This is a genomic window from Promicromonospora sp. CA-289599 (genome assembly GCF_050936155.1).
In the GTDB taxonomy this organism is placed as follows: Bacteria; Actinomycetota; Actinomycetes; order Actinomycetales; family Cellulomonadaceae; genus Promicromonospora.
Genome location: NZ_JBNJNI010000001.1, coordinates 3042155 through 3054246, shown reverse-complemented (window position 1 = coordinate 3054246; position 12092 = coordinate 3042155). Strand labels below are relative to the sequence as shown.

Annotated in this window: 8 protein-coding genes; 1 reads left to right on the top strand and 7 read right to left on the bottom strand. The window is 71.8% G+C overall.

The genetic code is table 11. From position 1 onward, the window contains the following. Nucleotides 1-34 precede the first annotated feature (34 nt). The 4 genes from ACQEVI_RS13530 to ACQEVI_RS13515 form a co-directional block, all read right to left on the bottom strand. Nucleotides 35-1321 (bottom strand): hypothetical protein, encoded by a 1287-nt coding sequence (locus tag ACQEVI_RS13530; RefSeq protein WP_432899506.1) that lies wholly within the window; start codon nucleotides 1319-1321, stop codon nucleotides 35-37. Between the two features lie 79 nt (nucleotides 1322-1400). After that, a complete protein-coding gene (locus ACQEVI_RS13525; RefSeq protein ID WP_432899503.1) occupies nucleotides 1401-1733 on the bottom strand; it encodes a CD225/dispanin family protein in 333 nt (110 codons plus the stop codon). A 67-nt stretch (nucleotides 1734-1800) separates the two neighbouring features. Further along, entirely contained in the window at nucleotides 1801-3411 is a 1611-nt protein-coding gene (locus tag ACQEVI_RS13520) for a M20/M25/M40 family metallo-hydrolase (protein ID WP_432899500.1), read from the bottom strand. Between the two features lie 191 nt (nucleotides 3412-3602). Continuing rightward, nucleotides 3603-6263: a M14 family zinc carboxypeptidase gene (locus tag ACQEVI_RS13515; protein ID WP_432899497.1), complete on the bottom strand. Its 2661-nt coding sequence runs from the start codon at nucleotides 6261-6263 to the stop codon at nucleotides 3603-3605. A 154-nt stretch (nucleotides 6264-6417) separates the two neighbouring features. Between ACQEVI_RS13515 and ACQEVI_RS13510 the strand changes: the two genes are divergently transcribed. Further along, complete coding sequence (locus ACQEVI_RS13510; RefSeq protein ID WP_432899494.1) at nucleotides 6418-6996, top strand: DinB family protein; 579 nt, start codon at nucleotides 6418-6420, stop codon at nucleotides 6994-6996. Nucleotides 6997-7094: 98 nt separating this feature from the next. Here ACQEVI_RS13510 and ACQEVI_RS13505 read toward each other — a convergent pair whose 3' ends face one another. The 3 genes from ACQEVI_RS13505 to ACQEVI_RS13495 all read right to left on the bottom strand — a co-directional run bounded on the left by ACQEVI_RS13505 (nucleotide 7095) and on the right by ACQEVI_RS13495 (nucleotide 11833). Beyond that, complete coding sequence (locus ACQEVI_RS13505) at nucleotides 7095-9404, bottom strand: sodium-translocating pyrophosphatase (protein WP_432899491.1); 2310 nt, start codon at nucleotides 9402-9404, stop codon at nucleotides 7095-7097. Nucleotides 9405-9566: 162 nt separating this feature from the next. After that, nucleotides 9567-10319: an HAD family hydrolase gene (locus tag ACQEVI_RS13500; RefSeq protein WP_432899488.1), complete on the bottom strand. Its 753-nt coding sequence runs from the start codon at nucleotides 10317-10319 to the stop codon at nucleotides 9567-9569. Further along, entirely contained in the window at nucleotides 10316-11833 is a 1518-nt protein-coding gene (locus ACQEVI_RS13495) for a helix-turn-helix domain-containing protein (RefSeq protein WP_432899485.1), read from the bottom strand. The genes ACQEVI_RS13500 and ACQEVI_RS13495 overlap by 4 nt, the downstream gene beginning before the upstream one ends. Nucleotides 11834-12092: the final 259 nt, after the last annotated feature.

The window sequence follows — 12092 nt, the reverse complement described above, 5'->3', positions numbered from 1 at the left end:
CCCGCAGACGCCCGCCCGCCACCACGCGGGAGGCCTACCCGCGGCAGTTGGAGGCCACGAACTCCTGCACGCGCTGGGACGCCGCGACCATCGCCTCGGTGTCGAGCTCCTGCTGCGCACCGCCGACCGCGTCGCTCACCGCGGGGCCGTCGGTGGCGTTCACCTTCTCGATGTTGTTGGCGACCGTCGAGTAGTACGTGAAGGCGACCGCCCAGTCCCCCGCGATCGCCTCGGGCGGGGTCACGCCCTGCAGGGCGTTGCGGGCGTTGATGAATCCCTTGCGCAGGGTGTCGGGCTGGTCCTCGACCATCGCCGACTGGGCGTTGGCGGCCTGCGTCCACGCCATCTGCGTCTGGGCGCACGATGCGGCGTCCGCGGTGGAGAGAACCTTGTCGTCACCCTGGAACTGAGTCATCCCCCAGCCGGTGCCGAGGCCCAGCGCGGCGGCGGTCACGCCGGCGAGCACCAGCACGAGCGTCTTGTCCAGCAGCTTGGGCAGACCCCGGCTCAGGGTTCGCTTGATCCGCTTCTGCTGCGCGGTGTCGGGGGCCGACAAGCGGCCCTTGGGGCGCTGCTTGCCTGCCTTGCGGGACTCTGACTTGCGCGACTCGGGCTTCCGGGACTCGAGCTTCCGGGACCCGGCCTTGCGCGGCTCCGGCTCGCTCGGCCCGGCAGGCAGGGCGTCGTCGGGCTCGGGCAGGTCGGGGCGGTGCACCGTACCGGCCTCGTCCGGCAGCGCCTCGACCTGGTAGTCGTCCTCCGCCACCGAGCCTTGGTTCAGCGGGCCTTGGTTCAACGGAGCAGGGCTCAGCGGGAAGCCGCCGGCCGGGGTGGGCGCGGACTCGGACTTCGGCGCGCCCTTCGTGCCGGACTTCGCGCCCTTGCCCTTCGACCGCGACTTCACGGCCTTGCCGCTCTTGGCACCGGCGCTCTTGCCACCCGCGTTCTTGCCCCGGCCCCGCGTCACGGCGGGCTCTGCGGCCGCCACAGAACCCCACGGGTTGGCGTCGCCGTCGCTCTCGCCGTCCGCGATGACGGGCGCGGGCACGTGTCCCCACGGGGAGCCTGTCGTCTCGTCGGCAGGCGGCGGATCCACGGGGGCACCAGCACCCGAGGCACCGGCACCCGAGGCACTGCCCCAGGGGCTCGGTGCGGGCTCGCTCTGCGCGAGACTCTCGGCCCACTCGAGGGCGCTGGCCCCGGGCGCGGCCTCGCCGGCCGCGAGGCTCTCCGCCCACGTGAGCGCATTCGATGCGGGGGGACCACCAGCACGAGACGCAGCACGACCACCCCGCGAGCCCTTGCGCCGTGTCGCACTCATAGCCGCGCACTTTACCCGCTCGTCCCGCCGGCGCAGGAGGGGCAATCGTGTGATACGTGGCGAACTGGGGGTGAAGTTGCTACAGGTTGAGGTAGTTGATGCTCGACCAGAACACCACGACGACGACCATGACGATTCCGATCGCGAGCGACAGGAGTCCCCAGTTGCGGGCACGGCGCGACGCTTTCCTGGACTTGTCGTGCTCCTGCGCCTTCCACAGGGCATTCACGCGCAGCGCACTCACCAGTGCGACCAAACCCGTCGGCGGGAAGCAGAAGATTGTCACCAGCACGGCGAACACCAGATACGACCGCGGCGGATACTGCAGCTGCGCGGGGTATGTGTGGACGTTGACGTACACCGGCGAACGCGACCCACCCGGGACCGCGGGCGGCAGGGCGGAGCTGCTCATGGACGTCTCCCTCTTCCGTGTAAAGGGAGAACTTAGTCCAGTTTCGGCGATTTGTTGAATGTGCTGGTCAGCCGGGTATTTTGCGCAGTACCTCACGATAGAAATGCACGCCGCGACCCAGGGAATCAACGCTCAGATGCTCACCTACCCCGTGAATCGACTGCCGCTGAGCGCGCGACAGAACGAACGGGCTGAACCGGTAGACGTGGTCGCTGATGGGGGTGAAGGTGCGTGAGTCGGAGGCCGCGAGCAGCACGTGGGGCACCACCACCGCGTCGGGATACGACGCGCCGATCGCCTCGCTGAGCAGTGCGAACTGCTGGCTGTCCGTCGGCGATACCTCGCTGGGCTCGCTGCTCTGCACCACCTCGAGCACGACCTTCTTGTCCCCGATGATCCGACGCAGCCGCGCAACCGTCCGGTCCACGGTCTCGCCGAGTGCCACCCGCACGTCCAGGCGAGCACGAGCCGACGACGCCGCCACGTTCGCCCCCGCGCTCCCCTGGAGCTCGGTGACCGCGACGGTCGTGCGGACCAGGGCCGCGGCCTCCGGGCCTCCTCCGGCGAGCAGCCAGGCGGCGACCTTGCGCAGGGGCCCGGAGGCCAGCCTGGTCGCGATCTTGAGGCCCAGCCCCTTCCCGCCGCTCACGCCGGGCGCGACGCGGGCCAGCATCTCCGCCGTCGGCGCGTTCATCCTCGCAGTGAAACGACGTCGGGTGACCCGCGTGATCGCACGGGCGAGACGCGTCGTGGCCGACTGCTTGCCGGGCACCGCGGCGTGCCCACCGACGTCGGAGGTGTGCAGGTTGACGCCGACGAGGCCCTTCTCCGCGACACCCACCATCGCCGCCTGCCGGCTCAGCCCCGGGAAGGCGTCCGTCACGACGCCGCCGCCCTCGTCGACCACGAGCCAGGGGCGCACACCGAGCTCGTACAACCGCCGGACGGCGATCTGCGCGGTCTCGCCCGCCGCCTCCTGGTCCGCGCCGAAGAACAGCCAGATGTCCCTCTCGGGCACGAAGCCTTCGCCGAGCAGCGACTCGACCGCGTCGAGCAGCGCCACGAGCCCGCCCTTGTCGGCGAGCGTGCCGCGGCCGTGCACCAACCCGTCGCGGATCTCGCCGGAGAACGGGTTGGTCGGCCAGTCCGCGGCCCGCACCGGCGCGACATCCTGGTGGGCCATGAGGACCACGGGGAACGGGTGCAGCACGTCCTGCCGCCCGCGGCCCGGCCACCGGTAGAGCAGGCCGTGATCGCCCGCCGGCTCGCTCTGCAGGGCGTGCACGCGGGGATAGAACGCGGCCAGCGCCGCCCGGTGCCTGGCGAACGACTCGTGGTCGGCGTGCTGCGGGTCCCACGACGAGACAGTGGGGATCTGCACGAGCGAGGACAGGTGCCCTGCCGCGATGTGGCCCGCCGAAGCGTGCCGATCGCCGTACGGCTCCGAGGAGGCGAAGGCTGACGAGCCCTTCCGGTCGCCGAGCACGGCGTCCGGAGCCGCCGGTTGCTCCGCGACCGGCTGCACCGTCGGTTTGGCGGCGGACCCGGGCCTCGACCGGGGCGCCGGCTCGGCGGCGGGTTCGGCGGACGGTGCCGCAGCCGGTTGGACTGCCGCCTTGGCGATCATTTCGGCCGTGACCTGAGGGATGGCCTCGGTCGGGTCGATGTCGGCACTCACGGGACCTTCTCCTGCTCCGGGTCTCCCACGAGGGGGGCTCCTGCGTCGGGGCTCTCGTCGGCACCCGCGGACCGCGGAGCCTTCAGGAACACAACACCGCAGACGATAGCGGTAGCACCCGGTTTTCCCCATACCTCCGGTAATGCTGGACGGCGTAGCGGCCGACCTCCGCGGTGGTCACTCCGCGGCAGTCACCGTGCGGCCCAGTGGATCGCCGTCGCCGCCTGGCTCAGGCCGCCCCGGGGATGGGTACGGAAGAAGACCGAGGTGCCGAACACGAACGCCCGCGCATGCCCCACTTTGCCGGATACCGCGGCAGCCTGCCCGATGACGGAGCCCCGCCCGTCCGGTTCCCTGGTCAGGCGCCAGTACCCGGCCCGGAAACCGCCGTACGTCAGCTCCGTGGTCGTCTCCTCGCCCAGGTCGGTGAACCAGACGGCGGGGTAGACGAAGCCGTGGTCCTGCGCGTGGTCGTCCAGCACCTCGCCGGGGGTGCTGGTGGCGATGATGCCGTTGCTCGCCGGGTCACCGGTCAGCGCGGTGCCGCTGACCAGCCCGTACGACTCCGCGGCCGCGAACGCGCCCGCTCCGCGCCCGACGATGGCGCCGTCGTCGTGCAGCCAGGAGAGGACGTGTTCGTGACCCGCCGAACCCACGCGCAGGTCCAGCGACGAACCGACCCACAGCACATCGGCGTCCTCGAGCCCCGTAGGGGTGCCGTTCGCCGCGCCCGCCTCGATCTGAGCCGCCGAGACCGGCACCAGGTCGTCGAACCCGAGCGCGAGGAGCGACAGCCGGTCGTCCTGGTTGCCCGCGTACGCGACGGTCAGGTCCTCGCCGAGCTCGCCCGCGGCGTACTCGGCCCGCGAGACGGTCTCGAAGGAGATGTCGTACCGGTCCGCGACGTCGCGTGCCGCGCGCAGCCCACGCGGGCCGACGGCGGCTCGCCCGTCCGCCGTCAGCCGCACGGTCACGCCCTGCCCCAGGAGGTCGTTCAGGGCGCGGTGGTCCCCCACTCCTGCCACGTCGAAGGCGACGTACCTGGCGCCGTCCGGGACGCTCCCGCGCGGAGCACCACGGCGGACCGGCGCGGTCGGTCCGATCGGGCCGTCGGCGGTGCCGCCCACGCGTTCCACCGTCGCTCCCCAGAGGTAGGCCGGCGACCACGCGGAGACGTCGTACATGGCCGGGACATCCTCTGAGATGTCCGAGCCGAGCGCGAGCAGCGTGTTCGCCAGCCCGCGCAGGGGCTGGTGCAGGTCCACCACGTAGGAACCGGACGGATAGGTGGTGCCCGCGACGCGCGTGGGTGCGGCCAGCCGCTCCACCTCGACGCCGTGGAACAGCAACGCGTCCACCAGGTCCTCGGCGTCCGACGCAGACCGCTGGCCGGAGCCGACCGGGATCACGTAGGCGCGCGGGAGGCGTACCGCGCCCTGGTCGTCGGCCTCGTCCCAGAGCTGCTTCCACTCGTCCGGTCCGGGGACCGCGCCGATGTTCTCGGCTGTCAGCGCGACCTTGGGCGCCCCGGCCAGCCCGCGGCGGAACATCTCTGCCTGGTCGGCGAGCATCGAGTCCGAGCTGGTGTGGACGTAGTCGATCATCGATCGCATGACGGTGGCCGCCACCTCGGTGTTCACCGTCGCGTCCGCGCGCGCGGTGGCACCCGTCGGCTTGAGCGGCAGCTCGACCGTGCTGGCCACGGCGCCGTGGAAGAGCGCGTACTGCGCGGTGAAGACCGGCGGGTAGTCGTCCCAGCCCGACGGCGTGTCCCGGTAGGGGATCTTGACGGATCCCGTGTTCCCGGCCACGACCTCGCCCGTGTCCCGGTCGTAGTAGGTGTTGCCCTCGATCTCGGCCGCGACGACGTCGTCCTCCACCTGGCGGGCTATCGCGTAGGCATGCGGGAGGAAGAGGTCGTACTCGTAGTTCTCGCCGTGCGGCGGGCCGGCCGGCTCGACCTGGAGCACGTCGGTGTAGCCGTGGAAGTCACCGGCGAACAGCGGCTGCACCGCTTGCACGGTGCGCACGTACGAGCGCGCCTCGGGCGTGGCGAGCGTGACCATGTCGCGGTTGGCGTCGAGGCCGAGGGACGTCGAGCGCGTCGCGTGCGAACGACCGTCGGGGTTGAGCGTGAGGCTGAACACGATCCGGTGGTGCTCCAGCATGCTCCTCGTGCCGGCGTCGTCCGCCGTGGCGAGGCGTTCGACGACCCGCAGCGCGGCGTCGGTGCCCTCCCACTCGTCGCCGTGGATGTTCGCGCTGATCCAGATGGGCGTCTTGTAGTCCGCGCGCAGCTCGCGGTTCCGCAGGGCCTCGTCCGGCCGCTCCCTGATCTCCTCGCGCCACGCGGTCTGCCGGGCCGTCTCCGCCCGGCGCTCGGGCGCAGTCACGGTGACGAGGTAGAGGTCACGCCCCTCCGTCGACCTGCCCACCACCTGGGTGGAGACCCGGTCGCTCCGCTCCATCAACCTGGTCAGGTGGGGCGAGAGGTCCGCATGGCTGACTGTGCCGTTCAGCTCGGTGGCGTCCGCTGCGTCCGACGGGAAGACGCGCAGCTCCGGCTGGTACGGGTAGGACGCCGGCATGCGCAGCGGATCGCCGCCCAGCGCCGGCAGCGGCGCCGGCGGATCAGCCGGACGATCCTCGTCGCGCGCCGTCGGACCGGCCAGGACGTTGGCCTCGATGCCCCGGCCGAGCCCTGCCGTCGCCACCCCTGTGGCCGCGCGCCCCTCCACGAGCACGCCGGAGGGCTGAGCGGCGGCGGGTGCGGTCAGCGAGCCGGCCACCAGTGCGGCTCCGGTCAGCGCGACGCCCGTCAGGACGGCGAGCGAACGAGTACGAACGAGCAAGAGGTGCCTCCCCAGCGGCAAGTCGGCCAAGTCTGACCCACGGCCCGGGCAAACCGGAACGAGACACAGTGTCCACTACGCGGCTCCCGGCCCTGCGGCTGACACCGCCCAGAATGCCGTTGACCTGGCGGCCGCCCGGCGGTGCACTGTGGCGATGAGCACCGAGCGATGGACCTCCGCGACCGTCTACCCCGACATGTGGACGGACCCGGACGACGACCCGCGCGAAGCGCTGGCGAACCCGGTCGGGGAGAAGGACACCCTCTGGAACTATCTCAAGCACTACCGGATCACGCTGGAGATGAAGTGCGAGGGGCTCTCCGCTGAACAGCTCGCGCGGCGCTCCGTACCGCCGTCGACCCTCTCGCTCCTCGGGCTCGTGCGACACCTGGCGCACGTCGAGCAGAGCTGGTTCCAGCGGGTCCTGCAGGACCAGCCGGACCTGCCGAAGCTGTTCGGCAAGTCGCCGGAGAACCCGGACGCGGACTTCGACGACGTCGTTGCGGACCCCGCGATGGTCGAGGAGGCGTGGGCCGCCTGGCGGCGTGAGGTGCAGGCAGCCGACGCCTGGCTGGCCGCGCTGCCCGAGGACGACCTGGGCCGCACGGTGCCGCGCGGCGACGACGTGCTCCCGGTGCGCGACGTGCTGGTCCACATGGTCGAGGAGTACGCCCGCCACGTGGGCCACGCCGACCTGCTGCGCGAGTGCATCGACGGCCGGGTGGGCCAGTAGCGAGGTTCGCGAAGTAGAGCGCCTGTCCGCGTCTCCCGGCTTCACCCGGGGAGACGCGGACAGGCGCTCTACTTCGCGAACCTCGCTCTACCTCGGCGTCAGACGACCGCTTCCGCTTCCGCGCGGTCCTGCTCCGCCTGCTGTGCGGCGTCCACCCGGCTGGCCCGCATGCGGGACCAGATGACCGCACCGAACGCCACGGCCGCCGCCACGAGGGCGATGCCGATCCGGAGCACGTGGTTGGCGTCCGCGGGGACGCTCATCGCCACGACCGCCGGGGCGATCAGCAGGGCGACCAGGTTCATCACCTTGATCAGCGGGTTGATCGCCGGGCCGGCGGTGTCCTTGAACGGGTCGCCGACGGTGTCGCCGATGACCGTCGCGGCGTGGGCGTCGGAGCCCTTGCCGCCGTACTTGCCGTCCTCGACGATCTTCTTCGCGTTGTCCCAGGCGCCGCCCGAGTTGGCCAGGAAGATCGCCATGAGGACGCCCGTGCCGATCGCACCGGCAAGGAACCCGGCCAGCGGGCCGACACCGAGGCCGAAGCCGACGGCGATGGGCGCGAACGCCGCCAGCAGACCCGGCGTGATGAGCTCGCGCAGCGAGTCCCGGGTGCAGATGTCGACGACCCTGGCGTAGTCGGGGCGCTCCTCGTACGTCATGATGCCCGGGTGGTCGCGGAACTGGCGGCGCACCTCGAACACGATGGCGCCGGCGGCGCGCGTGACGGCGTCGACGGCGAGCCCCGAGAACAGGAACACGGTGGCCCCGCCGAGGATCACGCCCACGAGGGTGACCGGCGAGATGATGTCGTAGCTGAGCATCGAGGTCACCAGCCCGGTGCCGACGTTCCCGACCTGCGCGAGCGCGTGGGACACGGCGTCGGCGTAGGACCCGAACAGCGCGGTGGCGGCGAGCACCGCCGTGGCGATCGCGATGCCCTTGGTGATCGCCTTGGTGGTGTTGCCGACGGCGTCCAGGTCGGTGAGGATCTGCGCGCCCTCCTCGTCGACGTCGCCGGACATCTCGGCGATGCCCTGCGCGTTGTCGCTGACCGGGCCGAACGTGTCCATCGCGACGATGACGCCGACGGTGGTGAGCAGGCCGCAACCCGCCAGGGCGACCAGGAACAGCGCGAGCGGCACCGAGCCGCCGGCCAGCAGGAACACGCCGCAGATCGCGGCGGCGATGATGCCCGCGGTGTAGACGGCGGACTCGAAGCCCACGCCGATACCGGAGAGGACGACGGTCGCCGCGCCCGTCCTGGAGGTCGCTGCCACGTGCAGCGTCGGCTTCTTGTCGGTACCGGTGAAGTAGCCGGTCACCCAGAGGATGACGCCGGCGAGCACGACCCCGATGAGCACGGCGAGCGCGGACACGATCCGCGGGTCGGCAGTCACGCCGGAGAGGTCCGCGGTGCCGGGCACCTGGGCGAACGACGACGGCAGGTAGGCGAAGGCGGCGATGCCGGCCAGCACGGCGCCGACGACCGCGGAGATGTAGAACCCGCGGTTGATCGCGGCGAGCCCGCTCTCGGACCCGCGGACCCGGGTGATGAAGACGCCGAGCAGCGCGACGAACGCGCCGATCGCCGTGACGATCAGGGGGAACACGAGGCCCTGCTCGCCCATCGCGGCCTTGCCCAGGATGAGGGCGGCCACGAGCGTCACGGCGTAGGACTCGAAGAGGTCAGCCGCCATGCCGGCGCAGTCGCCGACGTTGTCGCCCACGTTGTCCGCGATGGTGGCGGCGTTGCGGGGATCGTCCTCGGGGATGCCCTGCTCGACCTTGCCGACCAGGTCGGCGCCGACGTCGGCCGCCTTGGTGAAGATGCCGCCGCCCACGCGCATGAACATGGCAAGCAGCGCGGCGCCGAAGCCGAAACCCTCGAGCACGGCCGGGGCGTCCACGTCGTAGACGAGCACGACGAGCGCGGCGCCGAGCAGGCCGAGGCCCACCACGGACATGCCGACGACGCCACCGGTACGGAAGGCGATGCGGGCGCCCTCGGCCCGGCCGCCCGGACGGGTGGCGGCCGCGGCGACGCGGACGTTCGCCCGCACCGCCAGCCACATGCCCAGATAGCCGATCGCGGCGGAGAAACCGGCGCCGAACACGAACGCGACGGAGCGCCCGATCCGGATGCCACTGTCCCCGGGCAGCAGGAAGAGCAGTCCGAACACGACCACCGCGAACAGCACGAGGGTGCGGAACTGCCTCTTCAGGTAGGCGGATGCGCCCTCCTGTACGGCCTGGCCGATGTCCTGCATCTTCGCGGTTCCATCAGGTGCGGCGAGCACCTGGCGACGCAGCACGAACGCACACCCGAGTGCGAGGACCGCGATGAGGGCGATCACCGCGACCGTGGTGTAGCTGCCTGCGCCGAAAACAATGCCGTCTTCGAGCATTCGTCCTCCTCGACGAGCTCCGGGGATGTACCCCAGAAAGTGTGTTGCCCTGCACGGGGTTGACCCGTGCAAGGCCTAATGCGTCCCGCCGGCAACGTCGATGGCGGGAAGAAGCCAGAGTCTACCCACATGTGACGCCAGTCACTATGTCGACAGAGCCGTCTAACGGAGCGCGGAACCCGTGGTGAGCTCGCGGATCTCCTGGAGCAGCCGCGCGGCGTCCGTGAGGTCCGGCAGCACGACGTCGGCGCCTGCCTGGACGAGCCGGTCCGCCGACGTCGTGCCGGACGCCACGGCGATCACGCGCGCGCCACCCTCGAGCCCCGTGCGCACGTCCTCCAGCGAGTCCCCGACGATCACCGTGTTGCCGACGTCGAACACGGTGCCGTACCGCTCTCCCGCGCGGCCCTGCGCCACCGCCACGAGGGCCGGCCGGTGCGCGTCGTCGGACGAGAAGCCGCCCACCGCGGCGTCCACGTACCGGTCCATGCCGAACACCCGCAGCTTGATCAGGGCGTTGGCCTCGAGGTTGCCCGTCAGGACCGTGGATACCAGGTCGGGCTCGGCCGCGACCGCCTTCAGCGCCTGCATGGCCCCGGGCAGGACATGGCCGGTGTTCCGCACGTCCTCGGTGTGCGCCGCGAAGCGCAGCGGCACCACCTCGAGCATCCGCGGCAGCAGGGCCGCGGCCTCATGTGCGCTGACCCCGTTGTCCTCCAGGAGCCCGCGGATCGCCAGCGGCATCGTCACGCCGGTGCCCTTCGCAGGGAGGCGTTCGGCGGGTCGACCTACGACCTCGGCGAACGCCTCCCGGTATGCGGTACGGTCCACCTCCCCGACGTAGACCAGCGTGCGGTCGATGTCCCAGAGCACGAGAGCCCTGGCATCACTGCGGGAGGTGACCGGCGCGGTCACGACGAAAGGGCCGCGATCCGCTCGGTCAGCACCCGCGCCCCGACCCCGGTGCGCCTCGTCGAGCCACCGCGTCGGAGGTCCGCCGACAGGTCACGAAGATGCTCCCGGAGCCGCACGGACTGCACGGTCTCAGCGATGTTGACCGCCTCCTCGCCCGTGGCGCACGCGGCGTCGAGGTCGCCCGCCCTGGCGTGCGCCTGAGCCGCCCGGCTCAGGAACAGCCCGTGCGTGCGGCGCTCCCCCGCACGCTCGGCCTGGATCGCGTGCCCGAAGCTCTCGACGGCGCGCGCCGTGTTGCCGAGCGCCAGGTGCGCCGAGCCGGACTGTCCGTGGATCTCGCCCTCGTTCATCCAGTACAGCCAGTGCGGGTCGTCCTCGCCGCGCCCGCGGGCGCACAGCTCCGAGGCCTCACCGAGGGCACGGCGCGCCGCCTCGCCCTCGCCGGCTGCGGCGTGACCGCGGGCCTGGCGCGTGAGCAGCGTGGCCGCCAGGTGGGGTGCGTCGAGGCGGGCGATCCGACGTCGGCCGGCCTCCGCGGCGCGGACCGCGTCGCGCGGGTCGCCGCTGGAGTAGCCGTGGATCGCGAGGTACGACAGCGCACCCGCGCCGAGCCGGTCGTCGGCAGCGGCGTGCGCGGCGCGCAGACCGGCCAGCATGTAGGCGCGGGCCGTGTCCGTGCGGCCGGCGTCGAACGCGAACCAGCCCGCCTGCGTGGCGGTGTCCGCGGCGACGGCGGCGAGCTTGCGGCCCGTCACGTCGTCGTACGTGCTGCGCTCCAGGACGCGGACCACCAGGGCGAGGTGGGCGCGCGCCAGGTCGGCCACCGCCCCGCTGCCCGAGCCCTTGTCCATGACGCGCAGCTCGTCGAGCGTGCCCTGCAGGTGGCCGCAGAGCTCGAGCGAGACGCGGGTACCCGCGGTCGCACGGCGCAGCGGCTCGGCCTGCTCGGCGTCCCAGCTCTGGATCATCGAGTTCAGCGCGATGCCGGACGCCGGACGCGGCGAGTCGGTCCCGGCCGCGTCGCTCATCGCCGTGGCCGAGACGGGGCCGTTGGCGTCCGTGGGCAGCCAGTCCGCCGTGTTGTCGGCGACGTGCGCCAGGCGGAGTGCGGTGAGCATGCGGTCCGCCGTCCACGGCAGCACCGGGTCGGGGGCCGTGGGCGTCACCGGCTCCGGCACCACCGCGGCCTGGCCGGACGCTGCGGTGCGTGCGGTAGCGGCGGCGTCGGGCAGCGGGCTGATCCCCGGGAGGGGGAGCCGGACCAGGTCCGGTGGCGTGCCCAGGCCCGTGAGGAACTGGACGACGCGGGAGACGTCGGTGAGGCGGCGGTCACCGCACTCGAGCATCGACAGGTAGGACTGGCTCAACCCCGTCAGGGCGGCCACGTCCTCCTGACGAAGCGGGACGAGCTGCCGCACCATGCGGCTGACCTGCCCGAAGTCCCAGTCCGCGAGCGCTGACCGGACGGCTTCGTCCTGCCAGACCCGCGTCGGCACGCTGGGCAGTGAGACCACGGGCACTGACTCGGTGCGCCTGCACGCGGCGCAGCGAGCTTCGGAGTTGTAGCGGCTGAGTACACAACCACATCGGGCGCAAGTGCGAACGGTGGCACGAGGCAACGGGGGCTCCTGGGGTCCGGCATTTCTCTTTTGCCGAGGTTACGGCTCGGATGACCACAGTGGTATCACCCCCCTGAGGTCACTGCATCCGGACGGTACTAGGTATTTTCTTCCACACCAACGGCCAACTTAGAGCGTACGTTTTCGCAGGTCA

Bases quoted from the DNA above. Each gene is read 5' to 3' on its own strand.
- ACQEVI_RS13530 (WP_432899506.1), bottom strand. From the start codon at position 1,321: ATGAGTGCGACACGGCGCAAGGGCTCGCGGGGTGGTCGTGCTGCGTCT.
- ACQEVI_RS13525 (WP_432899503.1), bottom strand. From the start codon at position 1,733: ATGAGCAGCTCCGCCCTGCCGCCCGCGGTCCCGGGTGGGTCGCGTTCG.
- ACQEVI_RS13510 (WP_432899494.1), top strand. From the start codon at position 6,418: ATGAGCACCGAGCGATGGACCTCCGCGACCGTCTACCCCGACATGTGG.
- ACQEVI_RS13505 (WP_432899491.1), bottom strand. From the start codon at position 9,404: ATGCTCGAAGACGGCATTGTTTTCGGCGCAGGCAGCTACACCACGGTC.